The organism is Micromonospora luteifusca (assembly GCF_016907275.1).
GTDB classification, from domain to species: Bacteria; Actinomycetota; Actinomycetes; order Mycobacteriales; family Micromonosporaceae; genus Micromonospora; species Micromonospora luteifusca.
In genome coordinates this window covers 845,691-865,171 of the sequence record NZ_JAFBBP010000001.1, presented here as the reverse complement: position 1 = coordinate 865,171, position 19,481 = coordinate 845,691, and the positions used below count along the sequence as shown (strand labels likewise).

Annotated in this window: 1 protein-coding gene; it reads left to right on the top strand. The window is 68.1% G+C overall.

The features are described from left to right. Nucleotides 1–82 precede the first annotated feature (82 nt). Complete coding sequence (locus JOD64_RS03530; RefSeq protein WP_204940886.1) at nt 83–19,456, top strand: hypothetical protein; 19,374 nt, start codon at nt 83–85, stop codon at nt 19,454–19,456. The last annotated feature ends 25 nt before the right edge of the window (nt 19,457–19,481 follow it).

Here is a 19,481-nt window from a genome sequence, read left to right as displayed (position 1 = left end):
CGCTGAACAAGCAGCGAGCCCATCACGTCGTAATGATCCCAGTGCTGTAGCGCTGTGCTTCCGTAGCGCCCAGGGAGACGACGTGCCCAACAGTGATCTCTTCATGCTGCTCTGCAACGAAGGCCGGTTCGTTCCGATCCCGGCGGGGGTCTTCCTGCATGGCGGGCCCATGTCGGAGCCGGTGGACCTGGTCGCGTTGTCGTCGGCCATGGTGGTGCCCCGGTCGCCCGGGGGAGCGCGGACGCTCGTCGTGACCGAGAGCGCCCTGCGACGCCCGGACGTGGTGGCGACGCTACGGCAGACGTTGGGCCGCCTGCCCTCGTCGGCCCGGGACCGGTTGGTGCTGCGTACGGTGCTGGACGGCGGGCGGGTCTCCGACGATCGGGCGGACCCGGGGGAGTGGCTGAGGGCGGCGGAGCTGTTGGGCCTGCCGCGAATCGGTGCGGTCGACACGTCGGTGGCGTCGTCGGCTCGTGTGGTGACGGTGGACGCTGAGGGCCGGGAGACCGGCGAGCGCCCGGCTCCGGTGTGGGGCTTGCCGCGGGGGTTGGCGGCGGCGCGGGAGACGCTGCGAGCGGCGGTCGGGCTGGCGTCGGGCGACGAGGGGCCGTCGTGGGATCGCCTGCTGACGTTGTTGTCGAGGGCGTCGGAGATCCGCGACGGGCTCCTGGTGCGTTCGTGGGTGCCCGGGGATCCGTCCTGGGGTGCGGTGTATCCGCTGGCGGCGGGTGTGGCGCTGCTTGGCCTGCCGGTGGGGCTGGATGTGGCGGCGTTGACGGGTGGGGTGTTGCCGGTGAGCGCGGCGCAGGTGATGCGCATGTGGGGTGGCCCGGGGGCAGGTGAGCGAGTCGATGCGGGTGCGTTGGTGGCGGCGTTGCTGAAGGTGCCGGGTTCGGCGGCACTGGTGGTGGGCTCGGGTGGGGGTTCAGCGCGGTGGCTGGTCTCGCACGACGGTGAGCTGCGGGTGGTGGACGCACGAGTCGATGGTGAAGGTGCTGTTCGGACGGTCGACAGGCGGCCGGAGGCCGGGCAGGTGGCGGAGCTGTTGTCTCGCGACGAGACGGTGCTGGTGGTCGACCCGGCGAATCGCCGGACCACGGTGGCGGCCCTGGGTGCCGACACGCCACAACCGACCGTGACCCCCGCCGCGTCACCGGTCTCCACGGCGAGTCCGGGGCCGATGCCGGCATCCAACCTGGTAGCAGCATCTGTTCCGACCGTTCTGGAGTCGGCTGAAACGGGTGTTGTTCGTTTGGCGTCGGCGGTGAATAAGTTGTCGCCGTGGGACGGTGCGTCGGATTGTGCCGATCGAGTGGCGTCGGTGTTGCTCGGGTTGGGGCTGCGGCGTGACGTGGGGTCGGTGGCGGGCGAGGAAGGTGTTCCGGGTCGGCATGTGGTGGAGGGGTTGTTGGGTGGGAGGTTTGGTCCGGGTAGTGGTGTAGGTCGGTTGGCGGGGCTGGGTGTGGGGGCGATGACGGCGGTGTGGGTTGAGCCCTCGCCGGTGGTCAGGCCAAAGGATGGTTCGTCCTTGCGGGATCCACGACCGCACATGGTGTTGGTGCGTCGTGTGTCTGTGCAGCGGTTTGTGTTGGTGGAGACGCAGGCGTCGGCGCCGGCGTTGGGCGAGGACGATCGGCGGTTTGTCGAGTTTGACCTTGCGGCGTTGGGCTTCGGGGAGGGCTTGCCACAGTCCTTGCGAGGGACCGCGCGGTTGGTGGTGGACGCGGATGGGGCGTTGCGGCAGGTGGTGGTGTCGTCCGGGGCTGTGGTGTCCGGTGCGACTGGTTCGGGCTACCCCGCCCGACTGGTTCAGGCGCTGGTTGACCCCTCGCCGTGGCCCGGTGAGCCGGGCCTGGTGGCCGAGGAAATTCAGGCGTTGGTGCGGTTTGGCCCAGGCTCCGCCCAGGTCGGATCCATCCCGCAGATAAAGACGATTGCCAAGCTGGAATCGCTCGGTATCGACATCGAGGTAGACCAATATCTAATGCCGCGTGGCCGGTCGGGACGCTGGTACCTGAGCGATCGGCTCGTTCATTGGTCTGACCTTCCAATCGCTGATCGTCAGTATCGGAACATCGTCCGGGTGGTGGGCGCCCCGGGGGTAGTGCATGAGGAGGAGGAGAGGGAGGTCCGATATACGGCCGAGCAGCATCACGGATTCAATAAGGCCATGATTCAGTGGCTGATGTGGGCCGGCCGCCGCAATCTTTCGCTGAATGAGGCGATGTATCCGGGCGCGCACGGGCAGGCGAACGAGATCCGCAACTGGGCCGAGCTGCCGGAGGGTTCTGTCGTTGCCGCTAATCGTGTTCGCCGGCGCCGTGGTGGCGGTGATGCTGACCGGGCTGCCGTCCTCGCCGTTCGTGACGCGCTACTCGTGGGCGAGGGAGTGTGGGTCGATCCGGAAGTCCGGGGACTGAAATTCCATTTCCCGGCCGACGAGTTCGACGGCGTCACGCATTATTGGCCAACCGTGGAGGTGGAACTCGCTGGAATTGTCCATCTCTTGCAGGCGAGCCAAAGTGGGGCCCAAGGCGCCGGGACGACGCTGGCCGCGATGGCGAGCGTGTTGGATCGAGTAATTCACTTCTCCGGAGAAGTGGCCGACCTGTTCGCGCGATCGTTGACCGAATGGCCGCTCAGCAAAGGGAACCTCCAGGCGCTCCTCGAGAGTGAGGAACTGCTGGCGCTGCGGGGTGCGTTCACCGCTGTGCTGACGCATGTCCTGGCCAGAGTCGCACCCCTGTTTGAAACGCCAGAGCATGGCCTCTTCGGGCTGGCTCGGCAGGATCTGACGATGTTGGTCGCGAAAATTCCTGATGAGACCCGTGCTCTGTTGCAACAATTCGCGGGCCTTCTTGTCAGCTTGATTGCCGAGTTTGACTTCTTTGCAGGTCTCGAGCGAAAGCCCGACCCGGGATGGATTGACTCGCCCTCGACCTTGAACGGGGATCTGACCGTTCGGGAGGTGCTGATGGCAGTCTTCACCGGGTCGCGTGAGGTGCGCCAGGACGCGCTGTTTGAAACGGCGAAGACGTTGCCGGTGCAGTTCCCGTTGGAGGGAACGGGGTGGCGCTGGGCGTTTACGCTGCAGCATCGCCTGAGCGACACCGGTCCTCTGCCCGCAATGGGATACTCGATGACGCTCGATCGCACCGACGAGCAGTTGGCGGCGACAGTGAGCATCGCCCGGGCGGCGCATGATGTGGCGCGGGGGGCGAGAGAATGGACGCAGCGGTGGGGCGGACTGCGGACGGCGGCGCGGATTTTCAGCGCGGCGGGCGGCAATCCAGTTCCTCTCGACGATGGCCTGTTTCAGGGCCATGACGGGCGAATGTGGAAACGGAGGGAGTTGAACGGGGTATTTTTCGGCTGGTACCCGCCGGAGGATGCTCCTGCCCCGAGCCCGGGTGCCGTTACGCGATCTGTTGACGATCTCATGCACGCTGCCGTGTCGATGCTGGAGCGGGTACTCCCGGCGCGGGTCAGTCCGCTGGCGGGACCATACGGCGTGGCGCACGACCCGGAAGCTTCCGAAGGCATTCTACGGCTGGAGATGGCCCTTGATGGCTCCGCGAGCCCCTTGGAGGTGGAATTCCCGATCATCTCGATTCAGCCCAACAGTTGGTGGGAGACCAGTGGCTCGGATCCGCTGCCTGCTCTTGCCGCACGGGTGTCGGTCCATCCGGACGGGCCTCGATTGCAGGTGCGTCAGGATGCGGTGCCGGGGATTTTCGAGGCCGAGGTTGTTGGCGCGGTTGCGGGTTATGTGGCGGAGCAGGCTGGGGTAGATGAGCCGCGGCGGTCGGTGGAGCGGGTGTATTGGCAGAACAAGGCGTTGGTGTCGTTGTTGGCTGATGCCGAGCCGCATGACCGGTCGGTGTTGGGAGGGATGCGGGATCGGTTGCTGCGGTTGACGGACGTGTTGTTGACGCAGTGGTGGCCGGTTGGCGGGAACGGGGACGAGCGGACGCGAGAGCTGTTGGAGGAGGTGCGGTTGCCGGCCGTGGTGCCGGTGGAACGCGGCCGGCCTGAGGCTGAGGCTTCGCCGTTGGTCGAGCCGGATGCGATGGATCTGGACGCGGATGGGGAGTTGCCGCAGGTTGATGTGGTGTCCGGGGAGGTGTTGCTTCCCCGGCTGGCGCCACGTCCCCCGCGACCAGTGGTGTCCGGCCCGTCCAACTCAGGTCAGCCCAGCCCGGACGCGGGCTGGTTGGCCGGGGAGTTGGAAACGATCGTGCACTTCCAATTCCACGAGGACCAGGCCAGGCTCGGGCCGGAGTGGCTGGGGAAGGTAATCGCCGAGGTCCCACTGCTCAACCTTGTAATCGTGCTCGGCAAGCGACAGGTGGTGGTGGGACGTTCGGGAACCTGGTATTCGCGCTCCGACCAGGCCGCGAGACAGGGGGATCTTCCACTCGGGCACCCTGAGCAATGGTTCGTCGTGAAGGTAGTGAGTGCCCCGGCCCCGTGGGCAGGGCAGGTCAACTGGGGGCCCGACTCGCGGGTCGAGTGGCGGCACAGAGTCAGCAAGGCCATGGTGCGGTGGCTGGAAGCGGCTGCGACAGACGGTCTTACCTTCACTCAGGCGATGCACCCCCGTGTTCACCAGAAGTTGACAAGACTCAGGATGTGGGTGGCTAGTGAGTCCGAGATTGATCGGTCTGCCGCTCAGGTCGTTCATGCCGCGCTGATTACCGACATGAACGTGCCTAAGGTCCTGTGGCAAAGGGGTGGCTCGGCACGCCTTGCTTTTCCGGTCAATGTATATCCGGTGAACATGTCCTACCGACCGATGGTGGATGTTGAATTTGCCGGAATCGTTCCCCTTCTTCGGGGGTTCTGGCGTGAGGTGCAGGGTGCGCGTCCGGCGTTGGATGCGCTGGGGAGCGTGCAGGATCGGGTGATTCAGTTCTCTGATATGGCGGCCGGCGCATTCGTTCGCTCGCTGAGTGTTCGGCCGTTGACCGAGAGCGACGTGCGTGTGCTTTCCGAGAGTCAAGAAGTGTTGGCGATGCGGGGTGTGCTCGCCGTTGTGCTTACACATGTTCTGGCTAAGGTTGTCACTTTGCCGGATGACATCGAGGTGGCGGAGCGCCCGCTTTTCGCGTTGACTCCACAGAGTCTGGGGTCGTTGGTCGAGGGGCTGCTCGATGGGGTCGGTGGTCCTATGCGGGAAACCGCTGGCGGCCTTGTCGGCTTGATAGCCGGGTTTGATTTCTTTGCGGGCCTTGAGCGCAAGCCTGTCCAGGGGTGGATTGACGCGCGTTTGACCTCCCTGGGCGGAGGTCTGACCGCTCGGGAGGTGCTGATGGCGGTCTTCACCGGGTCGTCTGAGGTGACGCAGGGCGCTCTGTTCGGGGAAGCGATGTTGCCGCGGTGGCAGATGCCGGTGGGGGGGCAGCAGCGTGTGGAGTTTCAGCGGTTGCATCTGCATCCGGGTGGTCTGACGACGCTTGAGGGCACCGACGGGCAATTGGCATCGACAGTGCGTATCGCGCGTGAGGCGGACGAGGTTGCCCGGAAGGCGAAGGAATGGTCGACGCTTTGGGGCGGGGTACGTGTGGCTGCCCAGATCTTCAGCGCGGCGCATGGAGATCCGATCCCTTTCGAGAATGACCTGTATCTGGGCGCTGATGGACGTCTCTGGAAGCGGAACGAGAGAGAGGGGTTGGTCAGTTGGCTTGCCCCGGAAGATGTGGCTGGCCCGAGGGAGTCCGTCGGGTGGCGACCTGTTGCCGATCTGATGAAAGACGCAGCTTCGCTGCTGGAGCAGGTGAAGTTGGTTTTGTTCGGTTTGGTGCACGACGGGGATGGTGCCGAGGGTGCTCTGAAAGTGTGGTTGATGGGTGAGGACCCTGCAGGTACCGGGGAGCCACACATTTCGTTCACCCCGATTCCGTACTCAAGTTGGTGGGCGGCTGCTGATTCGCGGGATCCGTTGCCTGCTTCCGCCGCTCGAGTGTTGGCTCTTGCGGAAGGGCCCCGGTTGCAGCTCCGTGAGGGTGCGGTGGCGGGGGTGTTTGAGGCGGAGGTTGTTGGTGCGGTCGCGGGCTGGTTGGCGGAGCGGGCTGGGCTTGATGAGCCGCGCCGGTTGGTGGAGCGGGTGTATTGGCAGAACCGGGCGTTGGTGTCGTTGTTGACTGACCCGGCCCGGGCGCAGTTGGCGGAGCAACCGGAGTTGGAGCTGGCGCGGGGTCGGTTGGTGCGGTTGGCGGAAGTGTTGCTGACGCAGTGGTGGCCGGTTGGTGGGGGTGGTGACGAGCGGCTGCGGGATCGGTTGACAGAGGTTGTGGACCCGCAGCCGATCAACAATCCGTGGGTGTGGATGGTGTCGGTGCCGGAGGTGGCTCCGCCGTCGGTGGAGGGTGTCCAGGCGGCGGTGACGTTGTTCCGGGCGCGGTATCGGCAATGGATGGCCGAGGTGGTGGAGCCGCGGGCCGCGGCGACGGGGGACGGGCTCGCGAGCGAGGCGGGTGAGGCGTTGGCCAGTGTGGCGTCTCGGCTGGAGGAGCTGCGACGTTCGCTCGGCGGCTTGACGCCTGAGTCGCGTCAGAGTGTGTGGGACCGTTTCGTCCAGGTGGTTCGTACCTACGACGCTCTCCGGTCGAGGTTGGCGGAGGGCGGAAATCCGGGCGCGGTGCCGCCGGCCGTTGGCGAGCTGTTGGGTTCCTCGCAGGGTGCGGCCAGCGGTCGGGACACGCTCAATGACCCGACCGCTGCGGAACCGGGCCGCGACATCGAGCCCGACGGTCCCCGGTCCGTCGATGCGGGTGGTGCTGACCTGCGGTTGGGCCCGGCGGTCACGGCCGCGCGTGAGGACGTCGTCCTCGCGCAGCCCGCCGTGACCCGAGGGTCGGTCGCCGGGACGCGCTCATCGTCGGGGAAAGCGGCGCCGAGGGTACGAGAGGTGACGGCCGGTTCCGCCAGGAACGGCGTCGTGCGCTATCAGCTGTCGGCTACCGCCGAGCGGTGGGACGTGCTGGTCAGGATTCATCTGGTGGCCGGCGCCGGGGTCACCGAGGAGCAGGTGCGGCAGGTACGCGGCGACACGGTGGCCGGCGTCGAGGCCGCGTTCCACGCATCGGAGCTGCGGCTGCCGGTCGGCGGCCAGGATGCCGTGGGCGGTGCCGATCCGGTGCTGCGGGTCGGGGTCGAATTCGTCGACTCGGCCGAGCGGGCGCACGCGGCGGTCGAGGTCGTCGCCCCGGATCGGGACGACGTGCTGATGTCGCGCTCCAGGTGGCTGCCCGGCAGGTCCCCGGCGGACTATGCCGGGCAACTCGGGTCGTACCTGGGCCTCAAGCCGTCGGCGGCGAGCGCCGCGACGCCGGCGGACCTGGCAGGGTTTGTCGCGGCGGCGCGGCCGTTCCTGGGCGATCTCGCCGCGTGGGTGGCGGCCGCGGTCGCGGATATCAACCACGTGCGGCAGCTGGCGTCCGCGCAGCCCGCCCAGACCGGTCCGGCTGTGCTGCATCGGCGCCGGCCGGTGGGGATGAGACAGTTCGCGCGGCTGGAGTCGGTCGTCGAGGGGCGGCCGGAGGCGGTCCGATTCACGCACGGGGGACGGTCGTTCGACGTACGGGTGGAGGCGAACGCTGCGTACTCGACGCCGGCGTTGACGCTCGGACAGGACAGCGCGCGCGATGCCGTTCCGGGGCGTATTCCGGAGGCGGTGTTGCGGGTCTCGCCGGGACTGCCTTCCGACGAGCTGGCGGGGTGGTTGTTGTGGGCGGGCACGCGGGTCGCCGTCGAGCGGGGCTCGCGGGGTGCGCGGCTGCGGAAGCTGGTCCGGTACACGCCGTTCCGCGACGGGTTCGGGTCGGGGGAGGGCGCCGCGAAGCGGTTCTCGTTCGGGCCCGGTGACCTCGGTCGACTGGCGGGGTTGACCTATCGGTTGCGGTGGCTGGAGATGCTCTCGGCGGGGCCGGATCCGGCGGACGAGGCCGCCGTCGCGGACGACGCGGTCGTTGGCCTGGAGGCCGACGTGGTGCGCGACCTGGCGGGTCTGGGAGTGCTGCGAGACCAGCACGAAGGAGGGATACTGCGGGCCGAGGCGCTCGGGCGATGGCTGCGTACGTCAGGCCTGTCGAGGTCGTCGGTGGAGCTGGTCCGGGACCTGGTGCTCGCCTCGCGGGCGGATCCGGATCCGGCCAAGGTCGTCGAGGCGGTGGCGAACGCAGCGAAGGTGCTCAGCCTGTCGTCCCCGGACCTGCGGGGTGCCGCGGTGGTCAAGGACGGCGACCTCGACGTGCTGCGGTTGCGGCGCGAGTCGGTTCTGGGCCGTCCGGCAGGTGACGAGGACATCTTCGAGTTGCGGATCGAGGTCGTGCCCGGCGAGGGGTGGTCGCGCTTCCGGTCGGTGAACATGCGCGAGGGCTCTGCGCAGGACGGCCGACCGGTCCTCGAGGTGCGGCAGGACGCCGGTGACGCGGTGCTGCGGCTCGGCGTGGCCGGCACGCTGGCGGGACACCTGGCGGCGACGGCGCATTCGCTGGCGGGGGAGGATGTCCCGTTCGCCCGGCAGCTGCTCGCCGAGCACGAGGCGCTGCTCGACCTGCGGGACGGCAGTCTCAACTGGCTGGCGCGCCAGCTGCGCAAGGTAGAGCGGGGGACGCGGGAGCAGACCGGACATGTCACCTTCCAGGTGGAGATGTTCGACCACCTACTCGGCGTGGTACGGGATCAGATCCGAGACCTGATCGAGGACCCGGATCTGCGAGTGCCCGGTGACGTCCTCGGCGAGCTGCGGCGGGCGTACACCCGCGTGATGTCGAAGCTGGAGCCGCCCAGGCCGGTCTCCGACCGCCACGGCAAGGCAATCAACATTGCCCGTCGGGTGGGCGCCGCCCCACTGATTATTCTGACCACCGCATTGGCGGGAGCGCAGGCCGGCCGGAAGCCGGAGCACATCGAGGCTGGCCTCGTCGGGCAGCTGGTGGCTCCCATCGCGCAAGGGCTCTCGGACGCGGCGTACGCGTCGATGATCGCCGACAAGACGCCCGAAGAGATCCTGCCCGCGCCGGACAAAAAACTGGACGACTCCGAGTTCAAGCCATCCCCCTTCGGGTCGCCGCTGCCCAACGTCGTGAAGCGAACGCCCCCGGCAGTGGCGCAGGCGCTGGCGTCGCTGTTCGCGCTGCTTGGCATGGGGGAGCCCAGCGCGTCCGCAGCGGCGGCGGTGGGCATGACCGTGCTGGCGACTTTCGGCGCGGCGGAGTTCGAATACGTCGCGAACAAGCGGGAGGCCGCCCGTGAGGAGCGGTACGACCACGAGCGCGAGCGCACCTACGACAATCTGCGTAACGACTACGTCGAGAGCGCGTACTACCGGATCCGGGAACTGCTGGCACGGATGGAGGCGACGGCCCAGATCTCCGGCGAGCGTCGGGTCGACGACGCGGTGCGGGCCGAGCTGGAACATATTCGGCTGACCACCGCCGACATGATGTGGGAGATGTACCGCGAGGTCGAGAACGTGGTCAAGCGGTTGGCGGAGCGTAGCCGTACGCCCTTCCGGAGGTCCGCGCTGGCGGAGACCTACGACCTTGTCGCGCGCGGTGTGATGGACGGGAAACCCAGTCGTTCGATCAACGCCGTTTCCGACGGTGCCCAGGGCGCCGTCATGATGATCCCGGCGTGGACCCTGGGCATGTTGGCCGCGACTCTCGTCGATCTGTTGACGATGAATCTGGCCACCGCCGCGGCCAGCAGCGCCGCCTACGGCGTGGGCGCGTCCGCCCTGAGATCGCACGAGTTCCAGGACCTGGTGGCGGTGGCGAGCTGGGACACCCTGGACCGGCTGCGCTACATCGGTCAGGCGACCACCTACCTGCTGGCCGAGGGCAAGGACCCTCGGGTGACGCGCCCTGTCGCGATCGACGAGTTGGCCGACCCCAGCCAGTACCACCTCCTCAACTGGCTCGGGTTGAGCCGGCTTACCAAGGCGTTGGCGCAGCGTCAGGCCAACGACGCGGCTGACCGCCCGCACGCGCTCTCCGGCCTACAACAGATTCTCTACAAGCACCTGCCGTCGATCGCCACGCACATGGTCACGGCCGGTGCGCTCTCCGCAGCCATCCCCCTCGCTGGTCCGGTGCTGGGCGTGGTGATCGGTGTCGGTGCTGCCGCCCGATTCGCCTCGGGCCTCGCCGAGACCTGGATGCGGCTGACATCTCCCATTTTCCTCCAGACTGCCCGTATCGAGACGGCGCTGGCCGAGATCGGAGGGTTGCCGAAAACCAGGTTCGAGCTGGCCGAAGAGAGCTTCAAACTCCTCGTCGAGGCCAAGGAGATGCACGCGAAGGTCAGACCGGTGCCGATACCGGCCGACCAGGGGTTCGTGCGCGGCATTCGGCACATGCCGCGTAAGGCGGCCCGCCGGGTGGCCCGGGTCGGCCGGTCGGCCCGCCGCACGTTGGTGCATGACGTCGAGTTGGTGCGGTGGCGGATGCAGCCGGCGCTGGGGCGTTTCCAGGCGCCGGAGGGCCCGGTGCGGCTCAGCGCCGCTGACCGGGCGGCGGTCGACCGCCTGTACGTGTGGGTCAAGCGGCTGGACCACGCCGTCGATCCGGTGCGCAACGCGCGTGCGGACCTCACCGTGGAGCGGGTCGGCGCGAGATTGGTGCTGCTCCTCGACGAGTTGGGCCTGCGCACCCAGCAGGATCCGGCCGGCCACCGCTGGACGGCGGTGGTCGACGACCTCGCCAGCCGGCACGGGTACGACAGGATCAACGGCGAGATCGTGCGGCTGTTCGAGGAGTCGAACCTGCCCGCCGAGCAGTACCCGGCACACCGCCGCCGGAAGATGGTGATCGAGGAGCTCCTCGGCCAGTACGGACCCGCCCGGGTGCGCGGCGGGATCGTGCTGGCCGAGCTGCGGGACACGCCGCGGCATGATGCGGACAACCAGTTCAGCAGGGCACTGCGGGACGCGTACGACGGTGATCCGCTTACCGCGCACCTGTTGGACGCGGTCGACGGGTTGCAACTGCCCGGACACCTCGTCGCGGTGCGGTCAGGTGGAGAGGTGGAGGTCTACCTTCCGGGGTCCGCGCGTAGCCCGTGGCACCGTCAGTGGTTCACCTTGCGGGTCACCACGGCCACGGCCACGGCCGGCCCCGACGCCCCCGCACGATTCGAGATGGTCCCCGACGACCTGCTGCACGGGGTGACGCACACCAACACGACGCGACCCCATCAACTCGTCGTCGACCCCGAGCAGGTCACCGACCCGCAACGGCTCGCCGAGATCCTCAGTTGGGCGATTCGTACGTGGGCCGAGCAACGGGGTGCGGACACGCACCGGACCAGGCCGCTCCTGAACGGGCACCGGGAGACTCTCTTCACGCTAGCGGCCTCGGGTATCGAAGATCCGGTGGACCCGAGCGATCTCGTGAGTGTGGTGGACGGGATCTCCGAGCGGGTGCGGCGTTGGTCCGAGGGTGGTGTGCTGACTGATGAGCAGTTCTGCGTGATCGCGCTGGCAGCCGCGCGGGAGATGTTGTTTCCCGGTGGGTTGTCGAGCGGTGAGGTTCGCGATGATCGGGATGTCGCCGATGTGCTGTGGGGTGGGTGGGGTCGGCCGGAGACGTGGCCGTTGGTGCGTGACGTCGAGGCGGTCCATCGGTTGGTGGAGCAGCGGCCGGGGAGTGTCGGGTTCGTGGCGCGGGCGTGGCCGGGCCGGATCGGCCACGGCTATGTGGTGATGCATCACGCGGGCAAGGCTCGTTGGATCGATCCGCAGCATTCGGGCGTGGGTGGGGTGTGGCTGCTGCCTTCGGATACGTGGCCCGGCGGTGAATTGCGGGACCTGGGAGAGCGTGGCGGTGCTCGGGAGTTTGATTTGCGGGTGCTCATCTTCGACGTCGGCAATCGGGCCCCCATACCGATTCCTGATTCGGCCCTGACGGCGCCCCCGTCGCGTGTTGTCGACGCTCTCGTCGATCGGAAACTCTACTATCAGGGCACCGGTAACAAGGACGAGCAACGCGACTTCGTGATTAGTTTGGACACTCCGGAGGAGACGTTTTCCCTAGCGAGAGAAATCATCCTGGCGCAGAGCCCAGACGGGCTCTTTCAGATTAAGACCGAAAAGGTCAATTTTTTCGACGGGCCCGACACTAGCTTCTATCGAAGCCGGTGGCACGCGCAGGTGCGCGGTGGATCGGGCAACGCGATGAGCGCGTATGTCGTGGAACGAGTCAGTGCGGTCGCACGTAGCCACCTGCACGAGGTGAACAGGCCCGAGCCGGGGGACATCTACCGCGCCTACAAGGAGATGTCAGACCGAACCGCCCTGCTGGGAGAGAGCGACAACCCTCGACTCCGTGAACTCTTCGATGGTCTGGGCCTGAAGTTCAGCGCGATAGGCGAAACGGCCAGACTGGCGCGAGGCCCGGTCGGCTCTCCAGTGAAATCCCGGTTCGATTGGTCCATCGGTGTGGTGGACGTCGGCCTACGCCAGTTCCTGGGCCATCTGTCGCAGAAGGTGTGGCGTGACAGCTCGGCCGGTTTCCCCACCAAGGCGAGCCTCGAGAGCAGTCTGCGGGCGGCCGACGACATCGCCAGGACCTACCTGGAGTGGGTCAGGACCACGGAGGCTCCGGCAGAACCGGACCCCGCCGCCGGGGCCAGCATGATCGCGGGACATGTGGCCTGGCTGATGCACCATGCCTTCGCGCCGGCGTACGCGAAGGCATGGGGTTATCCGCGTGGTGCGCAGAAACAGCATCTCGCGTTCGTTGCCCGGCAGCAGTTCGGCGGAATGCTGCGGGACCTTCCGCCCTCCGTGCGGGCGTTTCTTAAAGCGAATGCCGATGCGATCTGGGACAGCTTCAAGCAGTGGGCCAGCGACGCAATCACCGAATCCCGCAGGAGGCCCGGCGAGCAGTTCCGGATCGACGATGACACCGCTGTCACCAGGTTTACCGGCGAGGGCACGCAGGTAATCCGTACCTTCTTCATGAGCGGGCTCCGGGATGACGTGCCACCGGTCGACCACCGATGGTTTTTTGGGGCGATCACATTCGTCGGCGGGCCGGACATCGCGCGCGGGGCCTTGCTCAGGGGGCACGTCGTCGGCGAAGCGCGCGGTGTCGGTGCGGAAAACATGAGCGAGGAGGCCGGTTGGGCGTTCCACCAAGAGCTGATCAGGTTGAGCGCCGATGCGTACGAGCGTGCGTTGGTCGTTTCCCCTCAGCAGCAATATGCCGATGGCCAGACCTGGTGGCAGGGGAGCAGGCGCTCGCCCGGCGTGGTCGAGTCCCTCGAAGGTGACCTCGGCCTCTCGCCCGTGACCGTCGATGAACTGAATCGGGGAGGGCTGGCGGCGGGACGTTCGGTTGTCGTGGTGGCGGCCGACCCGCAGACCGGCCCGGGTCGCCTCGGTGACAGCACGGAGGTCCGGCGGGATATTGGCGAGTCGGTTGTCGACCGTCTGGACGGACTGCTGCGGGTGCGCCCCGAATTGGCCCGCCAAGCGCTGTTCGTTGTGGTCGGCTTTCACCCGGGAGTGCACGAGCTGCGGCGACGGTATCGGTTGTCGATGGTGTATCCGCTGGGCGTGGCGGAGGCCCAGCCGTCCGATGGCCAGGTGGAGACGCTCGAGGCTCCTCTGGTCGTGTCCGATGCTGGGCACGGTCCCCTTGTCGCAGGGCTGGGGTGGCGGTTGGTGACCTTCGACAACGAGGTCGACGACTCGTTGGGGCCGGTGTTGGATCGGCACCTGTTGGCCGAGGTGTCGCGGCGTGTGGACCGTGTTGCCGAGCGGGCGCTGAGCCAGGACCTTGGAGCCGCGCAAGGGCCGGATCTGGTTTTTACCGCCGGTTACACCGCGCCCGATGGCACGCAGCATCGCTGGCGACCTGAGGTCGGGCGGGAACCAATGCCGGGTAGGCCGGCGTCCGTACTCGCCGGCGCCCACTATTCAGTCGTCGCCGTGCGGCTGCTCTGGGAGGCACACGACGGGTACCGCCGGGCGATGGGCGCAAAGCACCTGACCACCCGACTGGTGCTGGGCAACGTGGAGCGAGCGGTCGGCTCCGAGCAGGTGGCCGACGGGCAGGTGTGGATGCTGCCGTCGTTGCAGGTGGCGCCGCCGTCGGTGGAAGGTGTCCAGACTGCGGTAACGCTGTTCTTGGTGCGGTACCGGCAGTGGTTGAGCGAGGGGGTGGACCCTGACCTCAACATGGATCAGCCGGCGGTCCGCGACGCGATTCACCAGTTGTTCACCATTCTGCACCAGCTAGACAAACTGCGGCGTGCGCTCGCGCCCCAGGAAAATCCCACTTTGCATACGGGGCAACGGGTGTGGGACCAGTTCGTCCGGGTGGTCCGGGACTACGACGGACTCCGGTCGAGGTTGATGCTGAGTGAAACTCAGGGTGTGGTGGTCGACCATGTTGACCCAGATGTAGGCGAGACGACGCACGTGTCGTTTGTCGACGGCGGGGGTGGAGTGCCGCCGTCCGTCGACGAACTCATGCGGTCGGTCCCGACCGCCCCGACCGGGACCGCCGGTGAACGCACTCCACTGAGCTTGGCGCCGGGGGCGATACCGCACGGTGCGAGCACGATCGGTATCACGCAGGTTGGGTTCCAGCCGTCGATATTCGACAAGGTCAGCCCGCTCGTCCCTGGGAACGTCAGGTGGCGTGTACTCGGTGAGCACGAAGCCCTCCCCGCATCACTGGAAGACTTCCTGGGCTCGGACAACCTGCCGCGGTATCTGTCCAGGGCGCTAAGTCCCGACGGTCTCGTGTTGCAGGCTGACGGTTCGGACCATCAGCTGCGGGTCCGGGCGTGGCGCGCCGCTGCGTTCCTGCTGGACGTAACCACCGAGGACAACGAGGCGGCTGAGTACGCTGTTGATGTGCGAGTGGGGGTGATGACCCACTCCGGGCAGCGGACTGACGCCGTGATGCGAGAGCGCGTGCGGTTCCCCACCCGTCACCTGTGGGTCGCGCCGGTGCCTGCGGCCGGTTCGGCCGCCGAGTCGCTGGCCGGGCTCCCCAGGCTGCGGCTGATCGAGTTCCCGCCCGAGGCCCGTCGCGACGGGACCGTCACCCTCATCGAGCTGGACGAGGTTGCCATCGCCCGGCTGCGGGACCTGATCGAGCGGGAGCTGTCCGGCCGTGGTGCGCCGGCGGAACTGCGCGCGCAGGTGCGCGACTTGCTCTCCGTACCGTCGCTGCTGGAGCGGGACACGGAGTCGGAACGGCCGTCGGCGGCCTCGGCGGCCGAGGGGCCGGCGGCGGGACCACGAGGCGACGTCCGAATCGACCAAGAGTTCTACGATGCCCATGTCTTCGGCTTCACCCAGACCGCAGAGGGCAGGCGCGCGCGAATCCGTGCGGGTCTGGTGGTGCATCTGCGAATCGGCACCGGCCCGGACGATGAGCCGATGAAGTTCGCCTTCCGGCTGACCCGTGCGGCGGAGCTGCTCGCGCATCCCACCGTGCTGTCGGGGCTGCCCGGTTTGCTCTCCCCGGAGCGGGCGTCGTACGTGTGGGGAGGCCGACACGGCGACCGCTTCTGGCTGTCCGCCAACGGCGTTCCGGCCGAGGAGTTCGATCGGGTGCTCGCGGCGATCGGCCCGGACTTCGATCCTCGACGGCTGGAGCGGCTGGCCGCCACGGTCGGTGTCGAGGACCGCGAGGGCAGGCGCCAACTGATAATGCTGGCCACGGTCCTGAGACGCGTGCCCGACGACCTGCCGGCATACGCCAGACAGATGCGCATTGCGCCGACGCCGCTGTTCGCCGTGGTGAGCGAGCTGGGGGTAGACCCGGAGCAGCTGCTACCGCTGTCCCTGTCCGGCGCCCTGAAGCAGGTGATCGGGACGTCCACGGCGGCGCGGCCGCAGGCCGGCACCTGGAGCGGCCGATTGGTCTCCACCCTGCGCGGGAGCGGTGTCTGGACCAGCAGCGACCTCGTGCTGATGCTCCGGCTCGTACGACGGCTGGGGCAGCGGACCGCAGCCAACCCGCTCTTCGGCGAGCTGCGCACCCAAGGCGTGTCGTTCGAATTGCTGGACGCGTTGCCGGACAGCTACGTTCGCCGGGCGTTGAAGGGCGGGGGGCTGCGGAAGAAGCTGCTGGCCGACGAGCGGAAGAACGAGGGTGCGATCGCGCGACACCTGGGCCTGGCCGGTCCGTCGGCCGTCCAAACGGTGGCCACCGGGCTCGGGGTGCAGCCGTGGGAGTTGGCGGTGGCGTTGGGAGACCGCGTCATCGAGCTGGCGACACGACGGTCGGTCAGTCAGATTGTGGCTGACCTGCAGGAACAGCTCGTCGAGGAGGGGCTGACCGGGCCGGACCAGCAGCGCCGTTTCGTCACGCTCAGCGCGCGGATCGGCTTCCCGGCGTCCGAGCTGGCGAGGCTGCTACTGCCGTCCGACTACGGCGAGTGGCTGCTCTACGAGCTTCTCGGCGACGTGCCGAGGAACGAGGTCGCGACCGTGATCCGGGCGCTCGGCCGAGAGCACGAGCCGAGCTACAGCGAGGCCGAGATCGAGGGGGCCGCGCGACGCCTGAACGTCTCGACGTCGGCCATGCGGGACGCCGTGCGCTCGCCGCTGGTGAATCTCGACGAGCTGATGGCACTGGTCACCGAGGCGGGACTGACCCGCGAGCCGGCGCGGGATCTGGTTGGGCTGGCCGACGCCACCGGCCGGGTGCCGACGGGCCTGTCCTGGTCCGCCTATCGGCTGGGGCTGCAATCGCCCGGGGAACTGGTCCAGGCGGCCCTGGGGCTCCGCATCGACCCGCATTTCCTGTCGCCGCTGCGCGGTGCGCTCGGTCGTGACGCGGCGACGCCGGCGGATCGACCGGACCGGGACGAACTTGTCCGTCGCACCGTCGACGGTTACCGCATGTGGATCCATGGAAAGGGGTTCCGTGAGACGGGGTCGAACCTACCCGGAGTGCGATGGGCACTGTGGCTGGCCAGCCGGGGCGGGCCCGGCATCGGGCCGGAGGGCCTTCCGCCGGCCGCGTTCCGGTCCACCCGGAACGAGATCAATCGCAGGATCCGGCAGTGGGTGGAGACCGACCTCGCGAGCGTCCCAGTGGACACCGAATCCGCCGGGCGATCGATCGAGGAAGCCGCCGACCGCCTGGCCGAGCGACGAAAAGACGTGTCTTATCCCGCCCCCCTGTTCATAATGGTGGAATTCTTCCGCAAGCTGCCCGTCGGGACAGCGCAGCTGTGGGCCGCAGAGGGCGACCTCCGGGTGTTGATCGAGGACCTGGAGACCCTGGCCCATGCACAGGACGTCCAGAACGACGTCACGGACCTCGCCGACCGGGTCGACCAGTACGTGCAGGAATTTCTCTCGGTCTCCGAAGCTACCCAGACGGCGATCCGCAACGCTCTCCGGGTGATCGGCCGGCTGCCGCATGTCGACGTCGGAAACGGCGTAGATGCCCTGAAATTCGCCATTTCAGAGCTGTCTGACATCAAGGCGATGATTCGCGCACGCAGTGTGTCGCCGGCGGAGCGAATGACGAACGCCGCCGAGTTCGCGGGCCGTCTGCGGGCCATGCAGGAGGTCGGCCGGTCCGCTGTCATCAGTGCGGCCCAGGCCGCCGTCGCCACCGTGCTCCGCCCCCTCGACGTTGACGACGTGGACGGAATAGAGCCCTTGGTCAGGTCAGACGAGGCGCGCGCACGTATCCGTCGCCTGGCAACTGAAGTCGGCGCGCTCGTCGAATGGTTCCACCGGGTCTCGAAGATCAACGGACGCACGGCCGGCGACCTGGGTGCGGTGGAGGCTGGGAGGGCCGCCCTCGGCCGTACCCCACCATGGGCACATCCGAGTGAGGAATCGTCCGACCCGTCGGGGCTGGCGGCGGCTGTGCGGCGACTGAACGTGAACCAGGTGACGACGAGGTTGAACGCCACGCCACCCGTACCCGTACCTTTGGCTTGGTTCGACGGCAGCGGGTCGCTGCTGGAGCGCGTCGCCCAGGTGCGGGAGGTGCTGGCCGAGGCCGCGCCCCAGGTCGTCGGCGTCATCGACGCGGACACCGAGCCGGCCCGCGACGCCCGGGCCGCCTGGGACGCCGGCACCCAGGGACTGGCCCGGCTCGCGGAGGACGCCAAGAAGCTCAGCGAGCACGACGCGAACGCCGAGTTCTACAAGCTCATGTTCACCCTCGATCTGGCCATCGACCGGATCACCAGGCTCGCGCCAGACCTGTCGAACCTGTTCGTGGAGGTCCGGGCCGAACCGAAACCGTCGCGGCGCGCCGGCCCGCAGGCGCCGGTTCCCGATCGGGCGGACGACCGTCCGGCGGAGGTAAGGGCGCTCGGCGAGTGGGCCGGCACAGGAGCCCAACGGCTGCTCGAACAGATCAAGCGGCACGCGGGCGGCGCCGGCCGGCCGGTGATGGCTCTCGACCTCAGCGGAGCGTCGGCGATGGAGGCCATTCGCGAGCTCGGTGAGGTGCTGCGCGAGTACGGGTGGCTGGGCCAGGCACCGGTGCTGGTGGCCACGGCCGGTACGCAGCGGTCCGAGGAGGCGCTGGCCGAGGCGCTGCGGGCGAGCTACCAGCCGGTGTCGCTGCGGCAACGACCGGCCGGGCTGGACGTGGTGTGGGAACTACGGGCCATGGACGGGAAGCCGGTGCGGATGGCGGACACGCCGGACCGCGCGCTGTTCGAGGCCGCAGGTGCCCTGCCCCTCCCGCCCATGGACGCGCCGCTGCCACCGGTGCTGGCGGGCTGGCTGGTGATCCGCGACTGGGGCGTGGCGGAGGCGTACCACCGGCAACACGACGCGGAGCTGCGGCGGCCGGAGACCCTTGCCGCGCTGCGAGACGCGGTGACGGCGTACCCGACATCCCCGCGACTCGCCGGCTTCCAGCTCATCCTCGAGGTGACGCAGCGCGCCGGAGGGCTTCCGGAGGCGTCCGCGGCGCGGCTCGCCCCGACGGCGACGACCGTGCTGGAACTGGAACCCCGCTTCGATCCGGAGCGGAGCGGCTCGGTCCCGGCGACGTTCGTGTACGACTACCTCAATCTCCGCGGACGGTCGCGTAAGGACCGGTTTCCGATGGATGGCTTGCTGTGGCAGCTGATGCAGGCTGGCGAACTCAACCATGCGCAGGTCGCCGCGCTGGTCCGGACCGCGGCGATGACGCGGACCGACGAGGCGAACGCGACAGTGTTCACGATGATGATCGAGTTGGCGGAGTTGGACGACGCGGTGGTGGTCCAGGACCCGCAGGAGAGCGAGCGCATCAAGGCCATCCTGTCGAAGATTGGGCAGGTGACGGCGTCGAGGAACCCAGCCAACCTGAAGAATCCGGACTGCGTCGACCCGGTGGACCGCGCCGCGTGGGTGCCTCGGCTCGATGAACACAAGGCCCACCAACGCGCGTTGGGAACGGTGCCCGGCGACGCACGGGCTGGCCTGACCGAACTGGTCGCCCATTTCCTCGCCAACTGCTGACCGGCCACAACCGAACCCGTCCCAC